Source organism: Globicatella sulfidifaciens DSM 15739 (assembly GCF_900167405.1).
Classification (GTDB): Bacteria; Bacillota; Bacilli; order Lactobacillales; family Aerococcaceae; genus Globicatella; species Globicatella sulfidifaciens.
In genome coordinates this window covers 24,482-51,008 of the sequence record NZ_FUWO01000009.1, presented here as the reverse complement: position 1 = coordinate 51,008, position 26,527 = coordinate 24,482, and the positions used below count along the sequence as shown (strand labels likewise).

The following is a 26,527-nucleotide window of genomic DNA, read 5'->3' as shown; positions in this document are numbered from 1 at the left end:
GTTATGTCAAATTATAAGAATGATGGGAATGGTGTATCATTTTCATAGTGGAAGGCGTCTTTAAATCCACGATAAAACATAAATTCAAGTTTTCCTAAATCTTGTGGGTAGTTAAAACGTCCACCTACTTGCCAAATATACGGATTGAATTGATAGTCTAAGCGATCTTTTTTCATTTTCCAAATTTGAACAATTTCTTGAGGATCAGCCATAAAGTTTGTCCAAATATCGTGATGCACTGGAATAACGACTTTGGCATTTAAGTTTTCTGCCATTCTTAAAATATCCACTGATGTTAGTTTGTCGGTAATACCACGTGGGTTTTCACCAAATGCACCTAAACAAACATCAATTTTATGTTCATTTCCATGTTTGGCGAACATATTACAAAAATGTGAATCACCAGCATGATAAACACTGCCACCTGATGTAGTAAATAGATAATTAACGGCGATATGATCCATATCTTGTGGCATTTTACCTTTTAATTCATATTCAGGATCACCGTCCCAAGTCACTAAAGCAGTACGGTCGAATGATTCTAAAGCGGTAATTTTAATGTCTTTAATCATCAATTCGTCATTAGGTTTTACCACGATAGTTCTTGCTTCAGGTACACCCCATTTTACCCAGGTGTCTACTACTGCTTGAGGTCCAACAAATTTAGCTTTTGGACAATTTTTGGCTACTGCAGCTGCCGTATTAATATCTAAATGATCTGAATGGATATGAGTGACAACAAGGGCATCTACATTTTGAATTTCAAATGGATCTAATACGAATGGCTGATTACGTAAATTTGGTTGTAATTGTTTGACACCACTCATTCGCATCATTTGGTGTCCTTTTTTCATATCCCCTGCCCCATGAGTTCTCTTACCAGTACCTGTCCATAAATCACATAAAATATTGGTGCCTTCATGAGATTTTAGCCAAATACCTGTACAACCTAACCACCACATGGAAAATGAACCAGCGGGAACTTCAGCTTCTTGAATCTCTTCATTTAACCAAGTACCCCATTCTGGAAAAGTACTTTTTAACCAACTTTCTTTTGTTACATCTTGAATGTTCATTTTAATTCCTCCTTGAACGTTTATAACGCTTTCATTAATTTAATAATAAACGATACTATTTAAGCTGACAACCCAGTTAAATGTTTGAATAAGATAATTTTATGCGTTTTATGTTCGTTTAATCGTTTGTTAAGGAATTATACTTTATTTTAATGTTTGTTTTGATTATAATATGTTTGAAAAAGAGGTGGATGTGATGAAACAGTCAAAAGAAGTTGTTGAGGAAAGACGTTATAATATTTTGCAACTATTACAAGCAAGTCCCGATTTAGTATTGAGTGTGAATCAGCTAGCTAAACGATTAGCAGTCTCGCCTATGACCATTCGCCGAGACTTAACTGAATTGGAAACGATGGGGAAAATAAATCGTCTACATGGAAAAGCAAAAATACTAGAGAAACCCCACTTTGAAGGTAATACCAATAATGAACATATCGAAGCAATCAAATACAAAATTGCTAAACAAGCCAGTTCTTACGTTGAAAATAATATGACAATTTTTATCAATAGTAGTAGTACCGCTTTAATGACCTTGAATCATTTAATTGATAAGTCATTAGTAGTCGTAACCAATAATGCCCATGTCATCGACATGAAAAATAATCCTAAGACCTCCGTTATTTTAACAGGTGGTGAAGTCCGCTTCCCGAAAGAAGCTTTGGTTGGTGATTTAGCATTAGCTTCATTAATGAATTTTCAAGCGGATGTATTAGTTTTAGGCTGTTCGGGTATCAGTCCTGAACGAGGCATTTCGACAGTGAACATTCATGAATCAGCTGTTAATGCCCTTTTTATTCAAAATACAACCAAGAAAGTCATTGTCGTTGCAGATTATCGAAAAATTGGTTATGATGCGAATTTTTTTGTTGCGCCAACGGATGTCATTGATATCCTCATCACTGATTCATATGCAAATCCAGCCATTATTGAAAGGTTTGAACAACAAGGCATTCAAGTCATTCAATTGCCAATTTAAAAAGATAATTTTGCTGAAATTAGACTGAAGCAGAACAGGAAGTTGATTGGATGTCGCTTTTACTATCGACTTTTAAAAGATATGATTTGGCAAGAAGTAAGAAATTGCTTGATTTTTGATTTGCCTTCCACCTAAGCACAGATGGGAGTTGACCAGAAGTAAAAAAATGAATAAGTATTGCTTCGTATGTTGACTCTGTCGCAGTTGAAGCTGGGTAATAATGGAAGCATATAACCTATTTAAAGGCATTATCCATTCTTAAAAAATAAACTATAATTTTAAAAATTAACGCGCCCCACTCTTTATGTGAGACGCGTTATTTTCATTGTTATAATTATTGATTGCTTAAATACCTATTCTACTTAATATTGGAGATACGTTGAGCCGCAGATACGACCAAACTATTATGCGTGAGCTACGACTTTATTAGCTAATTCTACGCAATTGGTAATGACCGCATTGACCTTGCGCGCTACCATCATTTCAAGATGTTCTTGTTCGTTGACAGTCCAGACATTGGTTTTAATACCTTTATCAGCTAAATTCTTAAAATCTTCTTTCGTTAAGCTAACGAAAACGGGATGATAATATTCAACACCATAGTGAGCACAATAATTACCAGGCTCTAATAAGGCTGTATCCGATAAGAACCCACAAGCAATGTGCGGTGCTTTTTCTTTCACTTCTTGGATTGTATGATGATTGAAAGATGAAATAATGACACGGTCTTCAACGCTATATTTTTCAATTAAGGCAAGGGTTTTATCGACGATGCCAGGATAAACAAAAATATTATTTTTGATTTCAATATTGACCATTAAAGGTGTTTCAATTAACCATTCAAAAAATGCATCTAAAGTAGGTGCGGTAATGTCTTTATGGTTCGTTCCTTCAGGAATCTCTAGACCATTAGTGAAAGTAAATTGTTGAATTTCTTCTAAAGTTAAATCTTTTAAATAGCCCGTTCCATTCGAGGTCCGATCAATTTTTTCATCATGACAAATGACCACTTGTTCATCTTTAGTTAAATGAACATCTAATTCAATGCCATAAGCCTCATGTTCAGCCGATTTTTTAAAGGCTAACATGGTGTTTTCTGGGTATAGCTCACTATAACCCCGATGTGCAATTACAAATGTCATTTTTACAACTCCTCTGCTAATTCTTTTGGTGAGAGAATGGTTTTACCAGTAGCTTTATCAAAGAGACTTAATTTTGTTAAATCCATTTTTACATGAACAGCTTGACCATATGAAATAATGCGTGGCGGATTAAAACGTGCAGCGCATTGACGGATAGCATCTGGGAATTCAAAGTAAACATAGGTATCAGAACCGATTTGTTCGACATTGTTAGCCGTTACCGTGAACACAGAAGAGTCATCATTCACCTTTTTATATTTAATGTTTTCAGGACGAATGCCGACTAATATTTCTTGATTGCCAACCGGCACAATTAAGCGTTCGGCGATTTCATTTGGTAGTTCAATCGTGCGATCTGATAAAGCAAATGCTGGTTTACCATTCTGCATGACTAATTTAGATGATAACATATTCATTTGCGGACTACCAATAAATTCTGCGACAAAAACATTTGCAGGATTATGATATAAATTAGCTGGTGTGTCAAATTGTTCGACATTCCCAACCGACATCACCGCAATTCGATTCCCCATGGTCATGGCTTCAGTTTGGTCATGGGTTACATAGATAAAGGTGTTTTTTAATTCACGATGTAAGGCCACGATTTCAGCACGCATCGACACACGTAATTTCGCATCCAAGTTAGATAAAGGTTCATCTAATAAAAACACTTTGGGATTACGCACCATTGCTCGTCCTAATGCTACCCGTTGACGTTGACCACCTGATAAAGCGCCAGGCTTCTTATCAAGAACGGGTTCTAATTGTAAGATTTTAGCGACTTCTTCGGCACGACGATAGCGTTCTTTTTTAGATACACCGGAAAGCTTCATGGAAAAAGCGATATTATCACGATTGGTCATATGTGGATACAGTGCATAAGATTGGAAGACCATCGCGATGTCACGTGCTTTGGGCGACATATTATTGACTAATACATCATCAATGAATAATTCCCCTTCTGAAATACGCTCTAAGCCGGCAATCATTCTCAAAGTAGTTGATTTTCCACATCCGGAAGGTCCTACAAAGACAATAAATTCGCCATCTTGAATATCTAAATCAATATTTTTAACTGCTTTATAGCCATCTTCATAAATTTTGGCTACTTTCTTTAACTTAACATTTGCCATTTCATTCAATCCCCTTTTCTAACCTTTAACAGCACCTGCTGTTAAACCTTTCACCATATTGCGTGAACCAACAATAAAGATTACTAAACTTGGTATCATACATAAAACAACACCGGCAACCATTAAGACTAATGATTGTGAATCGGCACTATTTAACATGGAGATACCAATTTGTACGGTACGATTACTATCTTGATTGGTCACTAATAATGGCCACATATACATATTCCAACCACCTAAGAAAGATTGAACCGCCATTGCACCGAGTGTCGGTTTAATTAATGGAATTAAGATCCTAAAGACAAAGCGTAAATCAGGACAACCATCGACTTTGGCTGCTTCATAAATTTCATAAGGAAAATTTTGTAAAGCTTGCACACATAAAAAGATATTAAAGGCTGAAATCATAAAGGGTATAATTAAAACTTTCAGTGAGTCGGTCCAACCCCATGATGAGACCATTAAAAATTGTGAAATGATAACCGATTCACCGGGAATCATCATCGTCGATAAGATTAAAGCATACAAAATACCTCTGCCCTTAAATTCTAAAAAACGAAAAGCAAAAGCTGCTAATGCTGAGGTAATAATTTGTAAAATGGTAATACTCGTTGCTACAATCATGGAATTACGGATATAAGTGCCGATTGGTGCCGTCCGAAAGACATCAACGAAATTGGATAAGGTTGGACTTTTAGGAAACCAAATGGACGTAGGATCGTATAATTCTCCGGCGGGTTTAACGGCCATTGAAAAACCATATAATAAGGGAAACATGACAATTAGCCAGACAACAATATTTAATACTAATCGTAACCCCATCCAAAAACGACTCCAAAATAATTCATTTTCATTAAAAGCTTTGTGACTCATGGATTACTGCTCCTTTCGACGTAATTTGAACATCACGATGGTTAACAACATGACGATTATGAATAAAATAACCGATTCTGCTGAAGCAAATCCATAACGATAGTTCATAAAGGCATTACGATAAATATCATAGACAATGACATTAGTCGCTTGTCCAGGGCCACCTTTAGTTAAGATATTAATCTGACCAAAACCTTGGAAGGCATTGATGATATTGGTCACAATCACAAAAAACAATGTCGGTTTTAACGATGGAATAGTAATATATAAAAATTGCTGAAAACCATTGGCTCCATCTACTTGCCCACTTTCATATAAGGCATCATCAATCGATGCTAAACCAGAAGAAAAATAGAGAAAATTCATGCCACTATTTAACCACCCCGTCAATACTCCGATAACTAATAAAGCTGTTTCAGGTTTAGTTAAATAATTAATATAAGTACCTAAGAGACGATTGATAATCCCTACTGTCGGATTTAACATGACTTGGAAAATCATCGCCATTCCAGCAGAAGCAATCGCCATCGGCATCGCATAGGAAGTAGAAAAGAATTTCACACCCGGAAATGATTTTTGACATAATAAGGCCGTTAGGAAACCAATCGTAACCCCGACTACTACGACGATCACAACAAATACAAAAGAGGTTTTGACACTATTCCAAAAACTATCACTACTCAATAGTTCAGTATAATTGCCAAATCCTAAATATTCGACATTAGCTCCCATATTATTGGTTAAAAACATTGAGCGATATAAGGTTTGGATAAAGGGCCAAAACATAAATAGACTCAAAATAATGATGGCCGGCGATAGATAAAGGTAACCTTTAATTTTGTCAAAGAATGTTTGTTCTTCTTTTATAATTACTACATCTTGATTCATCTTGTACTCCAATCTATAAAAAGAAAGTCAATCGAGATCAAAAGCAAGCTGCCTTTCTCCCGATTGATAACTTTCCCAAACTTAGCTGACTATTGATTTGCTTTGTTATAGTTTTCGATTGCGCTATTAATTTGGTCTGCCATTGATTGAGCTGCCGCTGCTGGCTCTAATTCACCATTAAATACTTTTTCAACTTCATTTTCAAAGATTTGACGGGCTTCTTGGGCTACACCTGATAATGCGCCTTGGTCTTCTGGTTTAGCATCATGTAATTGATCGATTGCGGTTTGGAATTGCGGATATTCTGCTAAATTGTCCTTGAAGACTTGTTCATCATGAGCACCAATATTTACTGGGAAGTACCCTGTGTCAACATTCCATTGAGCTTGAGCTGGTGCTGATACTAAGTATTGGATGAAGTCCCACGTTGCTGCTTTACGAGCGTCATCTCCTGATTCAATCATCCATAATGAAGCACCACCGATTGAAACGCCACCTTTATCTTCCGCATCAATACCAGGATAATAAGCTACGCCCACTTCAAAACGTCCGTCAACTTCAGTTAAGATTTGACGTAAACTAGCAGTTGAACCAAAAGTAATCGCAGATTGACCGGCGATAAATTCTGGTTGTCCTCCAGTACGACCGACGTTTGGCATCATACCGCTGTCTACCCCTTTTTTCCACATCGTTAAGATTTTTTCCATCCCACCATTCTCAATAAAGTCTACCGCAGTGGAAGGTTGGTCACCACGACCATTGGCCTCATTGAAAATGTCTTTTTCCATTTTGTTAAACCATTGATCAATCCACCAACCATAGATGGAAACAGTTGCTGGCATTGGTGCTCCCGCTTCTTGTAATTTAGGACCAATTTCAATAATTTCTTCTAAAGTGGTCGGCACTTCAACACCCGCTTTTTCAAATAAATCTTTGTTGTAGTACATTAACGGTGTAGAAGAGTTAAATGGCATTGAATTTAATTGACCACCGATTGTATAGTAAGCTAATAAGTTTGGCTCTAATTGAGATAAATCAAATTGAGATTCATCGACAAATTGTTGAACTGGTACCGTTAATCCTGAATCAATCATAAAAGTTGAGCCAACTTCAAAAACTTGAACTAAGTCAGCCCCCACTTCTGAACCAGAAGCTGTAGAACGTAATTTAGTTAAAGTTTCATCATAAGAACCTTGATATTGCGCATCGACGATTACTTCTGATTGAGAGGCATTGTATTCGTCTACTAATTTTTGTAAAGCTTCCCCAACACTACCACCCATTCCATGCCAGAATGTAATTTTAGTTGGTTCAGCTGCATTCACTGATTGATTGATCGGTAAAACCGCACTTGAAATGGCAATTGATGAAGCCGCAAAAACTAATTTTTTAATCCATTTTTTCATTTATTATAGACCTCCAGAATAAAGTTCGAGTACTGTAGCACCCGCTATTCAGTATCTAATTTGCAATAGATAAAGTCAATTGACTTCATTAAAAACTCATCAGAAATTTACGCATCATTTACAATGAGCAAAATTACTTTACATTGTTTTCAGAAAATTGATTTGACGTTTACATTTCTCATTATTTTGACTGCTGTAAAAAGGGTATCACTGATGAACGACTAAACGAGTCAATCTTGTCAAAAATATATTAATAACTGCTATTTTAAAGGGTTTACATTTACACGATTGGTTGCTTGTGATAAATTTTTATTTAGATGAATAAAGGAGTGGTCTAGATGGCATTAGAACAATTGAAAGATAATTATATTTTCGCAGTAATTCGTGGTAAATCAGCCGATGATGCGCTGGAAATTGCCCGTCATGCAATTAAAGGTGGTAATTTTAATATGAAAATCACCTTAACAACGCCGGATGCATCTGCTGCTATTAAACAATTAAAAGAAGAATATAAAGACGATAGTCGTGTGGTGATTGGTGCAGGAACGGTGATGGATTTGGAATTAGCGAAGGAATCAGTAGTTTCAGGTGCTAATCTTATGGTCAGTCCTCATCTTGATCCTGAAATTTTGGCTTATGCTAAAGAAGCGAAAGTCGAATACTTCCCAGGTTGTGGAACGGTCACTGAAATTGTGCAAGCAATGAACGGTGGGGCTAACATTATTAAATGCTTCCCTGGTGGCGTCTTAGGACCTAATTTTATTAAAGATGTTCATGGACCGATTCCAGAAGTTAATTTAATGCCTTCCGGTGGTGTTTCATTAGATAATATTGCTACCTGGAAGAAAAATGGTGCCTGTGCTGTTGGGGTTGGTTCTGCCCTAGCTTCTGATGTGAAGGAACATGGTTATGAAAGTGTGGTTACTAAAGCCAAAGCCTTTGTAGCAGCTTGTCACGCTTAAGATAACTATTCGGTACTTAATAAGCTTAACTTTTTCGCTCGGTCTTTATCTACGATGAAAGAAGAGTTAGTAAAATGTTAACTTGCCCTATTCAATCAAATAATAAAAAATGACTCCCTTAATTAAAGCAGTACTGTGGTGAAGTACGCTATAATTGAGAGAGTCTTTTTAATTGAGGTCTATTTTATAATAAGATAAAAGCATTCGTTAAACACAATAATATCTCTTATCTCTTCGTTAAACTTTCGTCAGCTCGTCATTTATCTAAACAACGACAGCTAATTATTTATCCGTATTTTTGGTGAAGTAATTTACGGCATTGTAGTAACAAATATTTTGAACTAAAGTTTTTAATAATGATTCATCATTAGGAATTTTACCTGCATCGACTTGTTCACCGATAAATTGGCACAAAATACGACGGAAGTATTCATGACGTGGATACGATAAGAAACTTCTTGAATCGGTTAACATACCGACAAAATTCATTAAAAGTCCTTGATCAGATAAAGCAGCCATTTGAGCGCGCATCCCACGTTCGGTATCATTAAACCACCAACCAGAACCTAATTGTAATTTAGATTTGATGCCTTTATCATTACTTTGGAAGTTAGCTAAAGCACTGCCGATAACATCAAACTGCGTTGGATTCAATGGGTATATAATCATCTTAGGTAATCCATTATTTTGATTCATTGCATCGAATAATCGGTTTAATCCACTTGCATCATTACTCGAGTCACGAATGGAGTCAAATCCAGTATCAGGACCTAGTGTTTCAAACATTTTAGTATTATTATTACGCAAAGCACCAAAATGAATTTGCATCGTCCAATCATAATCCGCATAAAGTTTTGCTAAATCGACTAGTAAACGGCTAGTATATTGGTTCACTTCTTGTGCAGTGAGTGTGTCCCCTTTTAATCCTTTGGCAAAAATTGCCTCTATTTCTTCATTAGTCGCTGCGACATAATTGACTTCTTCTAAAGCATGGTCTGAAGCAACAGTTCCCACTGAATCAAAGAATGCGATACGTTGAGCTAAAGCATCGACAAAATCTTGATATTTATTAACCTTTTTATCCGCTACTTTACCAATTAATTGCACATATTCATTAAACGCTGGATCATTCACTTTTAAAGCTTTATCGGGTCTAAATGAAGGGACGACTTTTGTTTTGAAGGAATCATCCTCAGCAATTTGTTGATGGAATTCTAAAGAATCTTCTGGACTATCAGTCGTACCAATTAGAGCGACATTGGATTGATTAATAAAATAACGAGTCGTCATTTTCTTTTCTTGAATTTGTTTGTTTAATTGATCAAAAATTTCCTCACCATTGTCAGCTGTTAAAATATCGTCAATATCAAAATATCGTTTTAACTCTAAAGCTGTCCAATGGAATAAAGGATTCCCTACTGTATTAGGAACGGTTTGAGCCCATTCCATAAATTTCTCTTTAGCACTCGTTTCTTTACCAGTAATATGACTTTCCGGCACACCATTGGCACGTAAAGCGCGCCATTTATAATGATCACCAGATAACCAAACATCGGTAATATCTTCAAATTGATAGTCAGTCGCAATTAATTCTGGACTTAAATGACAATGATAGTCATAAATCGGCAAATCCTTTGCATATTTTTTATATAAATGCTGCCCTGTTTCACTTGTAATCATAAAATCTTTTTTTATAAACGCCATGATTGTCCCTCCTGCATTTAATTTTTATTCATATGAACGTTTTCATTTGATACTTATAGTGTATCACTCATCAGATAACTTTTCAATAGTCATCTGATGACTATCTTGATAATGTTTAATTTTTTAGATGAATGTGGTAGAATTAGAAGATGAACGAGGTGATGATATGAAAAAAAGTTTAGCGGATATTACGGCTCAACGATTAATGGATTATTTCCAAGAACAAGCATTCGAAATTGGCGATAAATTACCGAATGAATATACATTAGCACAAGGATTAGAAGTTGGGCGTAGTACCCTGCGTGAAGCCATTCGGATGTTAGTTTCACGCAATATTGTGGAAGTACGTCAAGGGTCTGGGACTTATATTAAAAATCTTGTCGATACGAGTGATAGCCCTTTAAGTTTTGAGGATGTAGAAGATTATTTAAAGTTAACGCGTGATTTATTTGAAGTACGTTTTCTACTAGAACCAAGGATGGCTAGCTTAGCGGCTAATCATTGTACCGATGAAGAAATCGAAATCTTAGAAAAACTAATGTTAGCAACTGAAGCTGAAATCCGTAAGCATAAAGAAGACTCCAAACATCGTGAGTTAGATATTCAATTCCATACAGCAATAGCTGAAGCAAGTGGTAATTTAGCCATGCAACAATTAATCCCGATTATTATCCAATCAATTAACTTGTACGATGACTATTTTACCAGTGATGCAATAATGGACCAAACAATTCGAGCGCATCGTAATATTTTTAAAGCAATTCAAGATCGAAATCCAAGCGCAGCCTATGATGCGATGGTCATTCATCTATCCCATAATAGAATTTCTTTAGAAGATTAAAAAAATATACCGTTTTCAATTGACTATTTAAAAAAATATGATATGATAAATACATCAGATGACTTTTGAGTTATGTCTGATGTGTTTATTTTTTTAGCCAACATCAGAAAAGGAGAATGATTGAATGATTTTAGATAAATTGAAAGACAATTATATATTTGCTGTCATTCGCGGTAAAAGTGCTGAAGATGCTTTAGAGATTGCTCGTCACGCGATCAAAGGTGGTATTTATAATATGGAAATAACTTATACTACCCCCGACGCTTCTGAAGTTATCAAACAACTAAAGGCAGAATTCAGTGAAGATGATAAAGTAGTCATTGGCGCAGGGACGGTAATGAATCTTGACTTAGCCAAAGAAGCGGTAGTAGCGGGTGCCGATTTCTTAGTCAGTCCCCATTATGATAAAGAAATTCAACGCTATGCCCTCTCTGAAGAGGTATTATACTTCCCAGGTTGTGGCACGGTGACCGAGATTGTTCAAGCAATGAATGGCGGTGCTAAAATTATTAAATGTTTCCCTGGCGGAGTTTTAGGGCCTAACTTTATTAAAGATGTGCACGGACCGATTCCGAATGTTGAGCTAATGCCTTCTGGTGGTGTATCCATCGATAATATTGCAACATGGAAGCAAAACGGTGCTTGTGCAGTCGGTGTTGGCTCTGCCCTAGCGGCTGATGTGAAGGAAAAAGGTTATGAAAGTGTTGTCGCAAAAGCTCAAGAGTTTGTAAAAGCATGTCAATAAAAAAATAATTATAGAGGTGAATGAATATGGAAATGACATTTAGATGGTATGGAGAAGACGATCCGGTAACATTAGAGAATATTCGTCAAATTCCGACGATGAGAGGGATTGTATCAGCAATTTATGATGTACCGGTTGGTGAAGTTTGGCCAAGAGAACGTATTAAACAATTAAAAGAAACAATTGAAGCAAATGGTTTAAAATTGTCCGTTATTGAGAGCGTGCCAGTACACGAAGATATTAAATTAGGACGTGACACTCGTGACCAATTAATTGATAACTATATTGAAACGATTCGTAATTTAGCAGCAGAAGGTGTGAATGTCGTTTGTTATAATTTTATGCCAGTATTCGACTGGACTCGTACAGACTTAGCTTATCGTTATGAAGACGGATCGACTGCCCTAATCTTTGACGAAGAAGTTTCTAAAAAAATGGACCCAATTAATGGTGAATTATCTTTACCAGGATGGGATTCTTCTTATACCAAAGAAAGCATGAAAGCTGTAATGGATGCTTATGCTGATGTTGACGAAGAAAAACTATGGGAAAATTTAGCTTACTTTATTAAACGTGTTATGCCTGTTGCGGAAGAAGTCAAAGTAAAAATGGCAATCCACCCGGATGATCCACCATATTCTATTTTTGGTTTACCAAGAATTATCACGAATAAAGCAGCCGTTGAGCGTTTCTTAGACTTATATGACAGTGAATACAATGGTGTGACATTATGTGTCGGTTCATACGCATCAACACCAGATAATGATCCAATTGAAATTTTAAGATACGCTTTAGAACGTCAACGTGTAAACTTCATGCATGCGCGTAACATTAAATTAGAAGAAGGTAAATCGTTTAAAGAAACAGCCCACCCTTCTGAATATGGTTCAATTGATATGTTTGAAGTCGTAAAAGCTTTACATGATCATAATTGGAACGGACCGATTCGTCCAGACCATGGTCGTATGATTTGGGGAGAAACCGGTCGTCCTGGATATGGATTATATGATCGTGCATTAGGTGCGACTTATTTATCAGGATTATGGGAAGCAATCGATAAAATTAAAGGCTAGGAAAGGAAACTTTATATGACAAAAACAATTGATTTTAAAGATAAAACAGTAGTCATTACCGGAGCTGGTGGCGTCCTTTGTGGTTTCTTAGCAAAAGAATTTGCTAAAGCAGGCGCTCGTGTTGCCCTTTTAGATTTAAATGAAGAAGCAGCACAAAAATTTGTAGACGAAATCGTGGCTGAAGGTGGCGTGGCTAAAGCTTATAAAACCAATGTATTAGACCAAGCGAACTTAGAGGAAGTCCGTGAAGCAGTCTTAAATGATTTAGGACCAACTGATATTTTAATCAATGGTGCTGGTGGTAATAATCCTAAAGCAACGACCGATAATGAATTCCATGAAACAGATTTACCTGAAGGAACGAAATCTTTCTTCGAATTAGATAAAGCAGGTATTGAATTCGTCTTTAATTTAAACTATTTAGGTACTTTATTACCAACTCAAGTATTTGCTAAAGACATGGTAGGACGTAAAGGCGCAAATATTATTAATATTTCAAGTATGAATGCATTTACTCCATTAACTAAGATTCCAGCCTATTCGGGAGCTAAAGCGGCTATTTCTAACTTCACACAATGGTTAGCGGTTCACTTCTCTCACGTTGGCATTCGCTGTAATGCGATTGCACCTGGCTTCTTAGTAACCAATCAAAACCGTGGTTTATTATTTAATGAAGATGGCACTCCAACTGCACGTGCTAACAAAATCTTAACCAATACGCCAATGGGTCGCTTTGGAGAAGCTGAAGAATTAGTCGGTGGTACTTTCTTCTTAGCCGACGAAAACTTAGCAAGTTTTGTTAATGGTGTCGTTTTACCAATTGATGGTGGGTTTGCTGCCTATTCCGGTGTTTAATAAACTGATTTAAATCATATTCCTTCCTCCTACACACAATTTTATAAGGAATATATTTAATTATGACTAATAATCAATTGTACAAGGGTTTCTACTCCCCTTCTCACAGTTGATTATTAGTCTTTTTTTGGGAGTGAACAAGTTAAGTAGGTCTCAGACAAGTCATTTAGACGCAGTTTGAGGCCACTCAACCCCTGCGCTTTTTATTAACGAACAATAATTTACTAAATTTACCAAACTTATGCCCGCTCCTATTGAACGTTATTATTAGTAATGTAGTAGCGATGGTTGTCAATTTCCTTTTAAAAACACTTTCATTCCTTTTTACTATTGATGATGAATGGTTTATAATAAGGTTATTATATATTAAAGGTGGGTTTTGAGATGGTAAAAGTAGGTATTATCGGTGCGGGCAATATTGCGCGTAAAATGGCACATACGATTAATTGTGAAGAAAAAGCAACAGCTTATGCTATAGCAGCACGTGATTTAACACGAGCACAAGCATTTGCCGATGAGTTTGATTTTGAAAAGGCATATGGATCCTATTTAGAATTAGTGGAAGATCCTGAAGTCGAATTAGTTTATGTGGCAACGACCCATAACTTCCATTATGAACATTGTAAATTAGCGATGAATCATGGTAAACATGTTCTTTGTGAAAAAGCCATTACGATTAATGCCAATCAATTAGCTGAATTAATCAAATTAGCCCATGAAAAACAAGTTACCTTTATGGAAGCCATTTGGAGTCGCTTTATGCCACTGCAATTAAAATTAAAACAAATGCTAGATGAAGGTGTGATTGGGACGCCACGTTTAATTCAATCTAATCATGGCGCATTACTTGAAGATAAGGAAAGAATGTATCGTCCTGATTTAGCTGGTGGCGCCCTGTTAGACTTAGGAGTCTATAATGTTCATTTTGTGATGCAAATGTTTGGCAATGATTATGCCACTGTTAGCTCCTCAATGGATTTAACAGATGAAGGAGTTGATCGTACTACCGCCATTACCCTCACCTATCCAGATGGCCGGATGGCTCAAATGTTAACGACAATGGCAACTATGCGCTACACCGATGTCTTAATTATTGGTGATAAAGGAATGTTTAGAATTGACGGTTCTAATCATATTGATTTGATGCGTCTGTATGACCAAGATAATCAATTAGTCGAAACTTATCAAAGACCGGCTGATAATGGTGGCTTTGACTTCCAATTACGCGAAGCTATTAATTTAATTGAACAAGGTAAAATTGAATCAGATATTGTATCCTTAGAAGATTCATTAGTTGTCATGCGTTTAATGGATACAGTGCGAGCACAACACGGCTTTAAGTATCCTGAAGAAAAATAAGCATTATTGACAAAACGCGATAAGGGTGAGAATATAGGTATGTTAATGGCCTTATTCTTACCTGCTTTTTATACTATTTTGTATAACTAATAATGTATAAAGTGCAAAAAAACATGAGAATATCCCTCAGATATAATGAAATAAGATAAGATAATTTTTAAAGGAGTCACAATGGTTTTATCAAAAAAACGCGCAAGAAAAGTAATTGAAGAAATTATAGCCCTGTATCCAGATGTCCCACCTAGTTTAGATTTTACTAATCCGTTTGAATTAGTGGTGGCTGTCACTTTAAGTGCCCAAACAACGGATGTGGCAGTCAATAAAGTAACCCCTGCCCTGTTTGAACGATTTCCAACACCAGAAGCGATGGCTTCAGTCCCCCCAAGTGAAATCGAGCCCTATATCGCTACTTTAGGACTTTATCGCAATAAAGCCCGATTTTTACATGAATGTGGTAAAAAGTTAGTCGAGAATTTCAATGGCGAAGTCCCACAAACGCGAGCAGAATTAATGAGTTTATCTGGAGTTGGTCGTAAAACAGCCAATGTTGTACTAAGTGTCGGTTTTGGCATCCCAGCATTTGCTGTTGATACCCATGTCACCCGCATCTGTAAACATCATGACATTGTTAAAAAATCAGCTACTGCTTTAGAAGTTGAAAAGAGAGTATGCGATGTCCTCCCTCCTGAGTTATGGCTGAAAGCACATCAAGCGATGATCTACTTTGGACGTGAAATTTGTCATCCGCGTAATCCACAATGTCACTTATATCCTCAATTATACGAATTTGACTAAAAAATAGGGAGTGGGCAAGAAGTAGAAAATTAAATAATTTTCGCTTCGTCTGCCCACCCATGCACAGTTGGGAGTGGACCAAAAGTAGAAAATCAAATGATTTTCGCTTCATTTGCCCACCCAAGCATAAAATAGTTACTAAATTAGACTTTAAGACATTATTTGATGCCACTCAGGCCATGCGCTTATCAATAACTTAACTAAATACTTTAATTGATACCTATCTTCTTCTCTACTTCCTACTTACAGGAAAATAAACGAATGAACGCTCTTAAAAATTATTTTGATAGATGACGATTTTTTCTCGTGAATCTTGTTGATTACCGGGTAATAAAATCGTCTTTTTTAATTGAAAGTCAGTTTTCTCTTCAATAAATTGAATACAGCTATCAAGTGGATAATAATATATCAAAGTTATTTTTCTTGGAAAGGCCACTACCGATTGCATAATACGATAAATAACCGGGCGCATAATGACCAATTGAAATGGATTGAAAAAGTAAAAGACTGTATCACGACTTGAGATTTGATACTCTTCCACTGGTTGATTCAAAATTGTTATCGGATATTGTTGACCCATTTTTTCATTAAATGCCAAAATATTGCGCTGAGCAATATTAAAAGCAGCTGGTATGAATTCAACCCCTACCACTGGAATTTTCAATTTATAAGCTGAATAAATCAATACTCGACCGGTACCACTGCCCATATCCACTAATTGATCAGTATCGCTAAACTCAAACTCACGAAAAAGATGATCAAGGACATGATAATCAGTTGATTCTGTTCGATGATAATGCCAAAAGTGATCGCCAAATTCTTGTTCAATTAAGTGATGAGTCTGAATCCCTAGGTGGGCATCGATTTGATGATTGTCCATATTATGACTCATGATTCTCCAAATATTGGCGGTTTAAACTCACCGTATTTCCTTTAATATACCCTTCCGAATAGGCGGCATCTGCTTTCGTATAGCGTGGCGCTTTATACGATAATTTTTGACCTCCTACTTGATCACGAAAGGCTTTTTTCACTTCATCTGGCACTTGAATCACGAGTGCATAGGCATCATTTTCCGTTTGCATTTCTTCACGTTGAGCTGCAAATTTTTCTTCTAAACCATCGATAAACCCTTTGTAATAAGCTTTACGCAACTCTACTAAAGCGACATTCTTATTTTCCTTTTGAATCGCTTTTAAATGATTACTCGCATGATAACGCATGCTATCAGCCGCTAAATGAAATATTTCATAAGCTAAATCCGTATCTTCTGGAAATCCCATAAAGACAATTTTACGGACGGTTGAAGTTTGATGAGGGAGACGATTACTCTGAACGTATAACATCACTCTAAAATTATCAGCAATGACCATCGCTAATGATTTTTCCCACCAATATAAACGCTTATAAACCGATAATGAGCGTAAGACGATTTCTTGCTTGTCTGACTTACTTAATTCATTTTGGGAAATTTTATGCTTCAGCATTAATTTTTGCGCCATAATCAAAGCTGTCTGACTTTCCTCGTCATTGCCACCGTCTTCGGCTAATTCGAGTAGATTGCGGATTTTTTCTAAAATCTTATCATTAGCAATCATAACGATACCTCCTTATTCTAGGGGCGTTAATGTTCTTAAGATGTCTTCAAAATGTTCAGGCAACGGCACTTCAAAACTCATTAATTGATTGCTAATAGGATGTTTAAAATGAATTTCTTTGGCATGTAATAATTGTCCATCGGTTAATCGCGTCAACGCCCCTCGCATTTGACCGACACCGATGCGGTAAACAGGATCCCCTACTAATGGATGCCCAATATATTCCATATGAACTCTAATTTGATGAGTACGTCCGGTTGCCAATTGTAATTCAACGAGTGTTGAATCGGTATAACGCTGTAAAACTTTAAAATGAGTTAAAGCATACTTGCCATCTGGTTGAACAGACCATCTTAATCGATTACTTGGGTCGCGTCTTAAAGGCACCTCAATCGTACCTTCGGGTTCTTTAATAGTGCCATGAACCAATGCATAATAAGTTCTTCCCATTGAATGATCGGCTAATTGCTCACTCAATAAATGATGCGCCGCATTGTTTTTAGCGACTACTATTAACCCAGAAGTATCTTTATCAATGCGATGCACCAATCCTGGACGCGTATTATCATCCGGATAGGCTAGGTTATGACCCAAATAATATAATAAAGCATTAACTAACGTACCTGAATAATGGCCTTTTGAAGGATGAACCACCATTCCAGCTGCTTTATTGATGACCACTAAATCTTCATCCTCATAAACAATGTCTAAGGGAATGTCTTCTGCTTTTAACGTTTCTTCTTCTGGTTCTTCAACTTCAGGGATGACAATGGTAATGCTCTCGTGACCTTCTAATTTAAGATTAGCTTTCGCAACTACACCATTGACTTGGACTAAATCTTGTTTAATTATTTTTTGAATCGTTGACCGGCTTTCGCTCGGTAATAAGGTCGTCAAGACTTTATCTAAACGTCCCGTTTCCCCTTGTAAATTAAATATTTGTGACATCATGCACTCCTTCTTTTTCTAAGTCAAATAAAATAACGATCATTAAAATGATGACACCAAATGTCAATGCCATATCTGCGACATTGAATACAGGGAAATCAATAAATAATAAACGGAACATGTCGACGACATAGCCATTTAACAAGCGATCGATAAAGTTACCTAAGGCACCACCAATCAACAAACCGTATGCAATTTGACTAAGTCGTTGTTGTGGTGTAGTCTTATAAAGTAAATATACTAAATATATTAGGATTAAGATGGTGGCAACGTAGAATAAATTCATTTTTCCAGAAAGTATTCCCCAACCAGCCCCCGTGTTACGTAAGTAATAAAAATCAAACACTTGGGGTATCCCTGGTAATGAACTGTGTAATTCAATTTGGTTGATTGTCCAATATTTAACTAATTGGTCAATAATAACAATAAAAAATGCAATGCAAAGTCCAATTATCATGGTGTCCTCCTTGTGAAAATGCTTTTATATTTGGTATAATAATAAGCATACAACGTTTATTATACTTAATTTTAGGTGAAAAGTCATGTATTTAAGACTTTTTATTAAGGAGACTTTATGAAGAAGATAAAACCTTTTCTACTAACGGTCGTTTTAACGCTATTTGTGGCTGGCTGTGACAATTCTCTTGAAAGAGCTAGTAACACAATTGGATTAATGCAAGACCAAGTGACGAAAATCGTCAATGAACTATATGAAGTTCAAAATTTAGAAAACACCCTTCAATCAGATTTTGAAGAAGATTTAGCCAATGCCAACGATAATTTAGAGTATTTTAATCAAGATGAAATCTTGGTGATGCAAAATATTTCTGAACGTAAGACGCATTTAAACAATATGAAAGATGCGATGAAAGAATTAAACAGTTTGGTACCGGAATTGGAAAGTACGAAAAAGAATCAGAATTTGCCGGTTGGTGACTTTGATAAATTAGCGACGATGATTACCAATTTGCAAACAGATTTAACGACTTACACGGATAACTATCTTCCTAATCTTGATTTAGAAGCCCAAACGTTTCAATCAATCGGTAATCCTAATGTGGATTATAATTCTTTCTTCAAAGTATTTGATAATATTAATACCTTATCACAAGACAATCTCTATTATTTAGATGCCGTATTGAAACACTTTGAACCGTTGAATGGATTATTGGTCGACACTAAAGTAAAGATTGTTACTTTACAGGAAGCGAAATAGAGGTGTTAAGATGAATACAAAACGATTATTAAGCATTACAGCGACCATCCTTCTAGCAAGTGGTTGTAATCAAGCACAAAATCAAACATCAACCCCGACCTATACAGAGTTACCGACAGTTGAAAGTAAATTAGACGCCCAGACCATTAGTGACTTTAGTAGTCGCCGCAAACAAAATCAGGGAAATCGCTATGAAGGGCTCGTGATTAATAAAAGCAATATTTTAACACGTCCCGATGACCTGCCCTCTTCGCTTTTCTATGATAGCGGCATTAATATTAGCTATCCTAAAGAAGGCGTTAAAGGTATTTATTTGCCAATTGATTGTGTGATCAATACTGAGTATTTCCAAGAAAGCATCGATAAATTAAATTCGACAGCATTAAACAGTGCGGTGTTAGACTTTAAAGATGACTCTGGTCAAATTCTACCAATCTTAGAATCCGATAATCCCATGGTTAATGAAAACGTCGTAGGTTTAGCCGATTATAAGGAAGTGCTTAAAACTTTTGAACAAAATAATATTTATCCGATTGCTCGTATTGTAACCTTTAAAGACAACTTTTTAGCTTCTTCACATCCAGAACTATCATTCCAAACGGAAGATGGTGAAATTTGGACTCCGGACGGTGAAGATTACTTTACTAATCCTTTCTTACAAGAAACATGGGATTATAACGTAGCCGTCGCGATTGAAGCTGCCAAAATGGGCTTTAAAGAGGTTCAATTTGACTACGTTCGTTTCTCTGATGCCTTTATGTATGAAGAAGAAAACCTATCTTATCCTAAAGGACGCTTTGAAAATTATATTTCCGAAGATCCAAACGATAAAGGTGAAGAACGAATTGCGGCCATTACGGAGTTTTTAGCGTATGCAAAAGAAAAATTAGCACCCTATGGTGTGGATGTCAGCGCCGATGTCTTTGGTTATACGGCTATTGCTAATAATTCTGAAGATGTTCGTGGTATCGGGCAAAACTTTGCAGGAATTGCCGACCAAGTCGATGTTATATCCTCAATGGTTTACCCTTCACACTGGAATGTCGGTTTCTTTGGCTTAGAAAACCCTGACCTCCAACCGTATGACTTGATTAATGAGTATATGTTGTCGGAAAAACAATTATTAGAAAATGTGAATAATCCTGTTACGACTCGACCATGGTTACAAAACTTCTCTGATTACTCTTTCTATGGTGATGCTGAAGTACAGGCACAAATTAATGCTTTAGCTGATAATGGTGTTTATGAGTACTTATTATGGAATGCTTCCGGTGACTATATCGAAAATGTCGATTATGCACCAGAAATAACTGCGGCACAACAAACAGAAAATACAGATACCACGAGTCAACCACAATAATGATAAATAGTTAAAAGAAGCTCTAGAAGATTTCGTTATCCTCTAAAGCTTCTTTTTATTTTGTATGGAATGATTGAATGGTAATAGCTAAAATATAGATAAAAAGATTGTCCGTTTTGTGCTTTTTGTTGTCTCAATTGAAATACAATCGCTAAATAATTAATTTTTGAAACTTCTTAAAGTATTAACGATATGCCAAAGTATAAAGCTAGCGAATATCAATGCTAATATCCTTTTTAATAAATCAACTTCGCTTATGTACTTGTAATTTTCGCAATGTTATGGACATAAAATTAATTCATTTTAATCAGTATGTGAAACAAAACGGGCTGATATACATTCAAACCTTATCGAATGTATACCAGCCCATCTGCTTTTTATTTAAAAATTATAGAAAGTTTTATTCCTTATTAAAAATGTAACTATTTAGTCATACCTCACTTGATAAAATTATTTTTTATCTAGTTTTAAAGTCACAGCATTAATTGCAACGATAACTGTTGACAAGGACATCAAAACTGCTCCGACTGCAGGGCTTAGAGTAATGCCAAATGGTGCAAGGATACCCGCTGCAATAGGTATTGCAAGAAAGTTATAGCCGGCTCCCCAAACAAGGTTTTGCTTCATTTTGTTAGTTGTATTATTAGCTAATTCGATAAATGACTCGATATCGCCAGGGTCTGACTGCATTAGAACAACATCAGCTGAATCCAGTGCTACTTGTGTTCCAGCTCCAACAGCGATTCCCACATCTGCTAATGCAAGAGATGGTGCATCGTTAACTCCATCACCAACCATAATAACGGTTTGTCCTTGTCTTTTAAATTCTTCTACCAAATCATACTTATCTTGTGGAGATTGATTCGCTTTATATTCAATTCCTAGAGCTTCAGCAGCTCCTTGCGCTGCTTTTTCATTATCGCCAGTAGCCATCAGAGGGGTAATTCCTTGTTCTTTCAAGACTTGAATGAGCTCCTTGCTCGAAGGTTTCAATTCGTCTCCCAAAGCTACCGCACCGATAGCTTGTCCGTTATCAACCAATATACTAAGTGTTGCCCCTTTAGGAACATCAATATCTAAGTTTTGCCCGAATGCTTTTTGACTAATTAATTCATAGCGATGACCATTGGCCTCACCTTTCACACCAGCACCTGAGATAACATCAATGGAATCAAACGCTACAGGTGTTACACCTTGTTGCTCGGCATGTCTAATAATGGATTGAGCAATTGGATGACTCGATCCGCCTTCGATTCCGGCCATAAGAGCTATAACTTCCTCTTTAGTATAATGGTCACTTAACAAGTCAACATTCAATACTTTAAATTCACCGGTTGTTAATGTACCGGTTTTGTCTAAAATCATAACGTCTGCGTTTGTAGCTAATTCCAATGCTTCTCGGTCTTTAACTAGCAAACCACGGCTAGCTCCTAAACTAGTGCTTCGTGCAACGACCAAAGGAATCGCTAAACCTAAAGCGTGCGGACAGGCGATCACTAATGTTGTAACCATAAAAATGATGGCAGTTTGTACATCGGTTGTCAACATCCAATATATAAAAGCAATTACTGCAGCTATGACCGCAATGTAAAATAACCAACCAGCCACTTTGTTGGCAATATTCTCAGCTCGTGAAGGTTGATTCTGTGCTTGTCCAATTAGCGATTGAACTTGAGAAATGAATGATTTATCTCCTGTTTCCTGTACTTCTACATATAAAACACCTTCACCATTGGTAGAGCCCCCAATAACTTCTTCACCCACTTTTTTTTCAACAGGCTTAGATTCTCCGGTTAATAGTGCTTCATTAACTCGGGACTCTCCTCTCTTAATAATGCCGTCTGCTGGCACATTTTCTCCTGCCTGTACGCGAACAATATCACCTACTTTTAATTCGGAAACGGGCCGAGTATCAATTGAGTCATCGTCAAGAACGACGTGCGCATCTTTTGGTAATAATTCAGCAAGTGCTTGTTGAGCATCTCCAGCTTCCCCAATGGCTTTCATCTCAATCCAGTGTCCAAGTAGCATAATCAAAATTAATGACGCAAATTCAAAGAAAAAGTCCATGACGTGTTCCCCTGTCAAATATTTAGCGACTACTGCGTAAATACTGTACAAATAGGAGACGGATATCCCTAAAGAAACCAGTGACATCATTCCGGGTGCTTTTTGCTTAAATTCTTCTAACGCACCTTGATAAAATGGTCTTCCGCCATAAATTAACAAGATAGAGGATAATATGGAAACAATAATATCTGAATATGGAAAAGTGAACTGAAATGGGAGCGTGATTCCCATCATAGGCGACAGCAACAGAATAATAATCCCCAATGGTAATGATTTTAAAAAGAGCTCTTTGAAATTTCCATGATGGTGGTGTTCATGTCCACCCCCACTATGGTCATGATGACCATGGTGATCATGCAATCCTTCTTCTACTTGCACTTCATGATGACCATGGTGAGTATGATTATCATATTCTTCATGCTTATGACGTGGTTCATGTTCGTTAAAATTGTGTTCCATGTGGTCTTTATGATTATGATGATGTTGTTGGTTATTTTTCATGTTAATCCTCCATATAATATATATTTAAAGATCTTTTTGACTATCAGGAAAATCATTAAAAACCCGAATATTAATCTCATTGCTTGGTTATTATGTCATATTTCTAAATAATAGGTCTTGATAACACACTAACTCTTTGTATTTCCACAGCAAATCGTAACTTCTCAAATAAATAATTTATTATTTTGATTATAAAAACAACATGACCAGTCATGTTTTCTTCATTTTTTATGAGCTCTTTTGTCATAATTGCTATGCTAATTCCTCATGACACATAAGAACAATATCCGCTAATTCAACCGTGCGAGTCTCTACCCAATCCAATCGCTATTACGATATCTTAATGAGCAAAGATAGGTGACTCTTGATACCATCCCCTACCAATGTTGTTTCTTAACTTTTCTTGTAGCTTTTCCCTTTTAGCTGCTATATCGTCAAATAATATTCCGCTTAGTACAGAATCAATAATTGCTTGATTAGGTTTGGCTTCTTACATGATATTCGATAATGTTATTCCTACTTTTATGTAGCAAATATGCTAGAATAAATTAATTGCCACTTCATCAATACTCTCTTTTTCATGTCGTAGAGAAATATATAGATTCTCACCTATGTCTTTTTTGATTATGCGGCATTTAAAATTTTGAATATACTTGGCTTCCACCTAATTATATTATTCATAATAATCAATTTACTGTACTCATTGTTTTCCTGAAATCCAGATACCTCGCTGATTTTCCCTTTAGAAGAATTAATTGGAACTGATTTTGAGCCATTCATTTATATTACGTTTCAAGATATAATTCTAGTTTACAATTGTAAACTGATAGTGTCAAGTTTTTTCAATCATTGCAATTATTAAAGAACATAAAGAATTAAAAATTTGATTATTCAATTACAACAAGGGATTTTCAGTTCCTATAGAACTTGTAAACCGTTAATATCATTTTCAATTATACTCGTATTGCTGAAATATTTTGAGGCTTTAAAATATAAAGTCCATATAATTTTGTAAATAGAAAGGGTCACTAATCCCTCCATAACTGGTACAATGTTTTTAGGAAAAATAAACAAACCAGGAGGAATTAAAATGACCCAAGTACATTTTACACTGAATCTAGAAGAAATTTAAAACTTAATTGACGTAGAAGTAAAAGACAACATGTCTAAGATTATTTTAACCAAGATATTTAATCCACTGATGAAGAAATAACAGAATGAATACTTAGATAACGAAGCCTATCAACATGATCCCAATAGAATGACATATCGTAATGGCTATTACGATCGTGACTACACAACACTTTTAATTGAGGTAACATTCAATGAATTTTTAGCAATTTCAATTAAATCTTCAAGTATAACCGTTCCCAAACCTTTGTTTCAATACTCTGGATTTAGAACTATACCCAGCAAACAAACATTTTGTTCTAAGTTCACATCATAAATCATACCCACTCCTATATTTTCATTTAAAGGTAAAATATTCTTTCCATTTATTTTCATTAAATAGATAATCTAAGATAAAAGTAACCCAATAGTCTTTTTCAATTACTGCTTCAGATATATTTTTCTTTCTTGCAGTAATGACTATTAAAACTCTTAAGTCTTCTTTGTCTTCTATATAAAACTTATTCATTTTGACCCTCACAAATTTCTCTTATTACTTCATATATCCATGATGGCACTGATTTTGATTCATTCATTAAGTCTGTTCTTTCTTTTTCAGTTAAATTTTCTCTTATCTTTTGTATAACTTCATTACTTATATTTTCTTTACCCAAAGACTTAATTGCTTGAATAACTGTTGCAGTCTTTAGGGACATATTGGCAATTTCTCCTGGATTTACTTTTTTTAATTCTAAAATTGTATCCCCAATTTTATATTCTTTATATCTTCCACTAGATATATATTTATAGTGAGTTGGTACTTGTGTTGAAAGTCCTAATAAGTTTAAGGCTGTGCTACTATATGGTGCAATATTCCAATTGTATTTTCTCGCTATAGCAAGTGCTAACTCGTGAATTGATACTGCTTCGTACTCTCCAATTAATTCACTAAATCTTGGATTGTAATAAATGCCATCAATTACACGCTTAATTTTATCTTCATTAACCATTCTATTCAATGTCTTTCTAGCAGTTTCATAAGAAGCAATATCTAAAAAGTCATTAGCAAAAAATACTTTATGTGAGTCAAAATCATTTATTTTATCTGATATTTTTTCTGTATATGAACTCATTACAATCCTCCTTTGTCCCAAATGTTATATCATATCTGGGACAAACAACATGTACAATTAAATTTCATATCCTTATTCTACAAATTTACTGTTTTTTTCCATTTTCTAATCTTAGTTCTAAATGTTCCAAATGGTGCTACCGTGTTGACATGAACGAATTTATACACTTCCCAAAAAGCATTTTTTGTTGCGCCATCGGCCCATTTTCTCATATGTGGTTTAAACAATTCTTCATCTGTTAATTCATCTATCATAATATAAATATCCTCTATATTCTGTGATAGTTGTTCTTTTAGTTCCTTTAACGATTTATGAGCATAGGTATCTGTAAACCATTGATACAAGTCTCCAAGTTGATTCCACTTAAATTGATCAGATGGTGTTTTAACATCTAGTCCATTTTTCTCATCTTCTTCCCATTTTAAAACTAAAGAAGTCCAACCTACTTGATAGGCAAGATTTTCTGCTGGTGTTCTATCAACTTCATCTACTCTTTTGTCTTTTAATTCTTCTGGGATATTATCAAATTCTGAAATATATTTTTCAAAAGTTATCTTTATCTCACTTTTTAAAGCTTCCTTACTTTCATAAGTTCTCATATGTCGACCTCCGTAGTTTGTATAGAGAGATTTTACCGAAAAAGTTACTTCTGACCTTGATTCATCATCTTGTAATTAAACTGTTTCCATTTATCCTTATTTTATAAAAAAGCATCCACATCAAACAAGAGTTTTTATTACCAATTTAAAATTTGATAGGAAGA

General features: G+C 35.6%; 24 protein-coding genes and 2 pseudogenes. 11 read left to right on the top strand and 15 right to left on the bottom strand.

Going from position 1 to position 26,527, the window contains the following annotated elements:
* Window positions 1–11 precede the first annotated feature (11 nt).
* Window positions 12–1,076, bottom strand: a complete 1,065-nt coding sequence (gene ulaG, locus B5D12_RS05965) for an L-ascorbate 6-phosphate lactonase (RefSeq protein ID WP_078755950.1) — start codon at window positions 1,074–1,076, stop codon at window positions 12–14.
* 196 nt (window positions 1,077–1,272) lie between these two features.
* Here ulaG and B5D12_RS05960 point away from each other — a divergent pair, with 196 nt between their 5' ends.
* On the top strand, window positions 1,273–2,052 hold the full coding sequence (locus tag B5D12_RS05960) for a DeoR/GlpR family DNA-binding transcription regulator (protein WP_159443873.1): 780 nt from the start codon (window positions 1,273–1,275) through the stop codon (window positions 2,050–2,052).
* Between the two features lie 404 nt (window positions 2,053–2,456).
* On the opposite strand, the gene B5D12_RS05955 is transcribed toward B5D12_RS05960, so the two are convergent.
* The 5 genes from B5D12_RS05955 to B5D12_RS05935 all read right to left on the bottom strand — a co-directional run bounded on the left by B5D12_RS05955 (window position 2,457) and on the right by B5D12_RS05935 (window position 7,494).
* Window positions 2,457–3,194 (bottom strand): glycerophosphodiester phosphodiesterase, encoded by a 738-nt coding sequence (locus tag B5D12_RS05955; RefSeq protein WP_078755947.1) that lies wholly within the window; start codon window positions 3,192–3,194, stop codon window positions 2,457–2,459.
* A gap of 2 nt (window positions 3,195–3,196) precedes the next feature.
* Complete coding sequence (locus tag B5D12_RS05950) at window positions 3,197–4,327, bottom strand: ABC transporter ATP-binding protein (RefSeq protein ID WP_078755945.1); 1,131 nt, start codon at window positions 4,325–4,327, stop codon at window positions 3,197–3,199.
* Between the two features lie 18 nt (window positions 4,328–4,345).
* Window positions 4,346–5,200, bottom strand: a complete 855-nt coding sequence (locus tag B5D12_RS05945) for a carbohydrate ABC transporter permease (protein ID WP_078755944.1) — start codon at window positions 5,198–5,200, stop codon at window positions 4,346–4,348.
* 3 nt (window positions 5,201–5,203) lie between these two features.
* Window positions 5,204–6,088 (bottom strand): carbohydrate ABC transporter permease, encoded by an 885-nt coding sequence (locus B5D12_RS05940; RefSeq protein ID WP_078755943.1) that lies wholly within the window; start codon window positions 6,086–6,088, stop codon window positions 5,204–5,206.
* 89 nt (window positions 6,089–6,177) lie between these two features.
* Window positions 6,178–7,494, bottom strand: coding sequence for an ABC transporter substrate-binding protein (locus tag B5D12_RS05935; protein ID WP_078755942.1), 1,317 nt, complete (start codon window positions 7,492–7,494; stop codon window positions 6,178–6,180).
* A 338-nt stretch (window positions 7,495–7,832) separates the two neighbouring features.
* Between B5D12_RS05935 and B5D12_RS05930 the strand changes: the two genes are divergently transcribed.
* Complete coding sequence (locus B5D12_RS05930) at window positions 7,833–8,456, top strand: bifunctional 4-hydroxy-2-oxoglutarate aldolase/2-dehydro-3-deoxy-phosphogluconate aldolase (RefSeq protein WP_078755940.1); 624 nt, start codon at window positions 7,833–7,835, stop codon at window positions 8,454–8,456.
* A gap of 282 nt (window positions 8,457–8,738) precedes the next feature.
* Here B5D12_RS05930 and uxaC read toward each other — a convergent pair whose 3' ends face one another.
* Window positions 8,739–10,160, bottom strand: coding sequence for a glucuronate isomerase (uxaC, locus tag B5D12_RS05925; protein ID WP_078755939.1), 1,422 nt, complete (start codon window positions 10,158–10,160; stop codon window positions 8,739–8,741).
* A 166-nt stretch (window positions 10,161–10,326) separates the two neighbouring features.
* Here uxaC and B5D12_RS05920 point away from each other — a divergent pair, with 166 nt between their 5' ends.
* The 6 genes from B5D12_RS05920 (at window position 10,327) to nth (ending at window position 15,828) form a co-directional block, all read left to right on the top strand.
* Window positions 10,327–11,001 carry a FadR/GntR family transcriptional regulator gene (locus tag B5D12_RS05920; RefSeq protein WP_078755999.1) on the top strand — a complete coding sequence of 225 codons (675 nt, stop codon included), beginning with the start codon at window positions 10,327–10,329 and terminating at the stop codon, window positions 10,999–11,001.
* Between the two features lie 127 nt (window positions 11,002–11,128).
* Window positions 11,129–11,746 carry a bifunctional 4-hydroxy-2-oxoglutarate aldolase/2-dehydro-3-deoxy-phosphogluconate aldolase gene (locus B5D12_RS05915; protein ID WP_143412053.1) on the top strand — a complete coding sequence of 206 codons (618 nt, stop codon included), beginning with the start codon at window positions 11,129–11,131 and terminating at the stop codon, window positions 11,744–11,746.
* Window positions 11,747–11,772: 26 nt separating this feature from the next.
* Complete coding sequence (uxuA, locus tag B5D12_RS05910; protein WP_078755937.1) at window positions 11,773–12,819, top strand: mannonate dehydratase; 1,047 nt, start codon at window positions 11,773–11,775, stop codon at window positions 12,817–12,819.
* A gap of 15 nt (window positions 12,820–12,834) precedes the next feature.
* Window positions 12,835–13,674, top strand: coding sequence for an SDR family oxidoreductase (locus B5D12_RS05905; RefSeq protein ID WP_078755936.1), 840 nt, complete (start codon window positions 12,835–12,837; stop codon window positions 13,672–13,674).
* A gap of 384 nt (window positions 13,675–14,058) precedes the next feature.
* The gene (locus tag B5D12_RS05900; protein ID WP_078755935.1) at window positions 14,059–15,033 is read left to right on the top strand and encodes a Gfo/Idh/MocA family protein; all 975 of its coding nucleotides are present in this window, start codon (window positions 14,059–14,061) and stop codon (window positions 15,031–15,033) included.
* A 171-nt stretch (window positions 15,034–15,204) separates the two neighbouring features.
* On the top strand, window positions 15,205–15,828 hold the full coding sequence (gene nth / locus B5D12_RS05895; RefSeq protein ID WP_078755934.1) for an endonuclease III: 624 nt from the start codon (window positions 15,205–15,207) through the stop codon (window positions 15,826–15,828).
* 271 nt (window positions 15,829–16,099) lie between these two features.
* On the opposite strand, the gene B5D12_RS05890 is transcribed toward nth, so the two are convergent.
* Genes B5D12_RS05890 through lspA form a run of 4 tightly spaced genes read right to left on the bottom strand, consistent with a single transcriptional unit; the run spans window position 16,100 to window position 18,831 of the window.
* Entirely contained in the window at window positions 16,100–16,708 is a 609-nt protein-coding gene (locus B5D12_RS05890) for a class I SAM-dependent methyltransferase (RefSeq protein ID WP_078755933.1), read from the bottom strand.
* A 1-nt stretch (window position 16,709) separates the two neighbouring features.
* A complete protein-coding gene (locus B5D12_RS05885; RefSeq protein WP_078755932.1) occupies window positions 16,710–17,426 on the bottom strand; it encodes a DUF2786 domain-containing protein in 717 nt (238 codons plus the stop codon).
* Window positions 17,427–17,438: 12 nt separating this feature from the next.
* Window positions 17,439–18,374: an RluA family pseudouridine synthase gene (locus B5D12_RS05880; protein WP_200803004.1), complete on the bottom strand. Its 936-nt coding sequence runs from the start codon at window positions 18,372–18,374 to the stop codon at window positions 17,439–17,441.
* A complete protein-coding gene (gene lspA, locus B5D12_RS05875) occupies window positions 18,358–18,831 on the bottom strand; it encodes a signal peptidase II (protein ID WP_078755930.1) in 474 nt (157 codons plus the stop codon). Before lspA ends, B5D12_RS05880 begins: the two co-directional genes overlap by 17 nt.
* 117 nt (window positions 18,832–18,948) lie before the next feature.
* Here lspA and B5D12_RS05870 point away from each other — a divergent pair, with 117 nt between their 5' ends.
* Together B5D12_RS05870 and B5D12_RS05865 are read left to right on the top strand one after the other, a co-directional pair.
* Window positions 18,949–19,590, top strand: a complete 642-nt coding sequence (locus B5D12_RS05870; RefSeq protein WP_078755929.1) for a YkyA family protein — start codon at window positions 18,949–18,951, stop codon at window positions 19,588–19,590.
* A gap of 10 nt (window positions 19,591–19,600) precedes the next feature.
* Window positions 19,601–20,950, top strand: coding sequence for a putative glycoside hydrolase (locus tag B5D12_RS05865; RefSeq protein ID WP_078755928.1), 1,350 nt, complete (start codon window positions 19,601–19,603; stop codon window positions 20,948–20,950).
* Window positions 20,951–21,400: 450 nt separating this feature from the next.
* On the opposite strand, the gene B5D12_RS05860 is transcribed toward B5D12_RS05865, so the two are convergent.
* Window positions 21,401–23,521, bottom strand: a complete 2,121-nt coding sequence (locus tag B5D12_RS05860) for a heavy metal translocating P-type ATPase (RefSeq protein ID WP_078755927.1) — start codon at window positions 23,519–23,521, stop codon at window positions 21,401–21,403.
* Window positions 23,522–24,659: 1,138 nt separating this feature from the next.
* Between B5D12_RS05860 and B5D12_RS10725 the strand changes: the two are divergent.
* A pseudogene (locus B5D12_RS10725) lies at window positions 24,660–24,830 on the top strand (transposase); the annotation flags it as partial.
* Between the two features lie 162 nt (window positions 24,831–24,992).
* On the opposite strand, the pseudogene B5D12_RS10060 reads toward B5D12_RS10725, so the two are convergent.
* From B5D12_RS10060 to B5D12_RS05850, 3 genes and pseudogenes are all read right to left on the bottom strand, one after another.
* A pseudogene (locus B5D12_RS10060) lies at window positions 24,993–25,160 on the bottom strand (nucleotidyl transferase AbiEii/AbiGii toxin family protein); the annotation flags it as partial.
* Window positions 25,153–25,764, bottom strand: coding sequence for a DUF6088 family protein (locus B5D12_RS05855; protein ID WP_078755926.1), 612 nt, complete (start codon window positions 25,762–25,764; stop codon window positions 25,153–25,155). The gene B5D12_RS05855 and the pseudogene B5D12_RS10060, both read right to left, overlap by 8 nt.
* 77 nt (window positions 25,765–25,841) lie before the next feature.
* Window positions 25,842–26,363, bottom strand: a complete 522-nt coding sequence (locus tag B5D12_RS05850) for a ClbS/DfsB family four-helix bundle protein (protein ID WP_078755925.1) — start codon at window positions 26,361–26,363, stop codon at window positions 25,842–25,844.
* Between the last annotated feature and the right edge of the window lie 164 nt (window positions 26,364–26,527).

Excerpts from the sequence above, each read along its gene's own strand:
- ulaG (WP_078755950.1), bottom strand. The coding sequence starts at position 1,076 with ATGAACATTCAAGATGTAACAAAAGAAAGTTGGTTAAAAAGTACTTTT.
- B5D12_RS05960 (WP_159443873.1), top strand. The coding sequence starts at position 1,273 with ATGAAACAGTCAAAAGAAGTTGTTGAGGAAAGACGTTATAATATTTTG.
- B5D12_RS05955 (WP_078755947.1), bottom strand. The coding sequence starts at position 3,194 with ATGACATTTGTAATTGCACATCGGGGTTATAGTGAGCTATACCCAGAA.
- B5D12_RS05950 (WP_078755945.1), bottom strand. The coding sequence starts at position 4,327 with ATGGCAAATGTTAAGTTAAAGAAAGTAGCCAAAATTTATGAAGATGGC.
- B5D12_RS05945 (WP_078755944.1), bottom strand. The coding sequence starts at position 5,200 with ATGAGTCACAAAGCTTTTAATGAAAATGAATTATTTTGGAGTCGTTTT.
- B5D12_RS05940 (WP_078755943.1), bottom strand. The coding sequence starts at position 6,088 with ATGAATCAAGATGTAGTAATTATAAAAGAAGAACAAACATTCTTTGAC.
- B5D12_RS05935 (WP_078755942.1), bottom strand. The coding sequence starts at position 7,494 with ATGAAAAAATGGATTAAAAAATTAGTTTTTGCGGCTTCATCAATTGCC.
- B5D12_RS05930 (WP_078755940.1), top strand. The coding sequence starts at position 7,833 with ATGGCATTAGAACAATTGAAAGATAATTATATTTTCGCAGTAATTCGT.
- uxaC (WP_078755939.1), bottom strand. The coding sequence starts at position 10,160 with ATGGCGTTTATAAAAAAAGATTTTATGATTACAAGTGAAACAGGGCAG.
- B5D12_RS05920 (WP_078755999.1), top strand. The coding sequence starts at position 10,327 with ATGAAAAAAAGTTTAGCGGATATTACGGCTCAACGATTAATGGATTAT.
- uxuA (WP_078755937.1), top strand. The coding sequence starts at position 11,773 with ATGGAAATGACATTTAGATGGTATGGAGAAGACGATCCGGTAACATTA.
- B5D12_RS05905 (WP_078755936.1), top strand. The coding sequence starts at position 12,835 with ATGACAAAAACAATTGATTTTAAAGATAAAACAGTAGTCATTACCGGA.
- B5D12_RS05900 (WP_078755935.1), top strand. The coding sequence starts at position 14,059 with ATGGTAAAAGTAGGTATTATCGGTGCGGGCAATATTGCGCGTAAAATG.
- nth (WP_078755934.1), top strand. The coding sequence starts at position 15,205 with ATGGTTTTATCAAAAAAACGCGCAAGAAAAGTAATTGAAGAAATTATA.
- B5D12_RS05890 (WP_078755933.1), bottom strand. The coding sequence starts at position 16,708 with ATGGACAATCATCAAATCGATGCCCACCTAGGGATTCAGACTCATCAC.
- B5D12_RS05885 (WP_078755932.1), bottom strand. The coding sequence starts at position 17,426 with ATGATTGCTAATGATAAGATTTTAGAAAAAATCCGCAATCTACTCGAA.
- B5D12_RS05880 (WP_200803004.1), bottom strand. The coding sequence starts at position 18,374 with ATGTCACAAATATTTAATTTACAAGGGGAAACGGGACGTTTAGATAAA.
- lspA (WP_078755930.1), bottom strand. The coding sequence starts at position 18,831 with ATGATAATTGGACTTTGCATTGCATTTTTTATTGTTATTATTGACCAA.
- B5D12_RS05870 (WP_078755929.1), top strand. The coding sequence starts at position 18,949 with ATGAAGAAGATAAAACCTTTTCTACTAACGGTCGTTTTAACGCTATTT.
- B5D12_RS05865 (WP_078755928.1), top strand. The coding sequence starts at position 19,601 with ATGAATACAAAACGATTATTAAGCATTACAGCGACCATCCTTCTAGCA.
- B5D12_RS05860 (WP_078755927.1), bottom strand. The coding sequence starts at position 23,521 with ATGAAAAATAACCAACAACATCATCATAATCATAAAGACCACATGGAA.
- B5D12_RS05855 (WP_078755926.1), bottom strand. The coding sequence starts at position 25,764 with ATGAGTTCATATACAGAAAAAATATCAGATAAAATAAATGATTTTGAC.
- B5D12_RS05850 (WP_078755925.1), bottom strand. The coding sequence starts at position 26,363 with ATGAGAACTTATGAAAGTAAGGAAGCTTTAAAAAGTGAGATAAAGATA.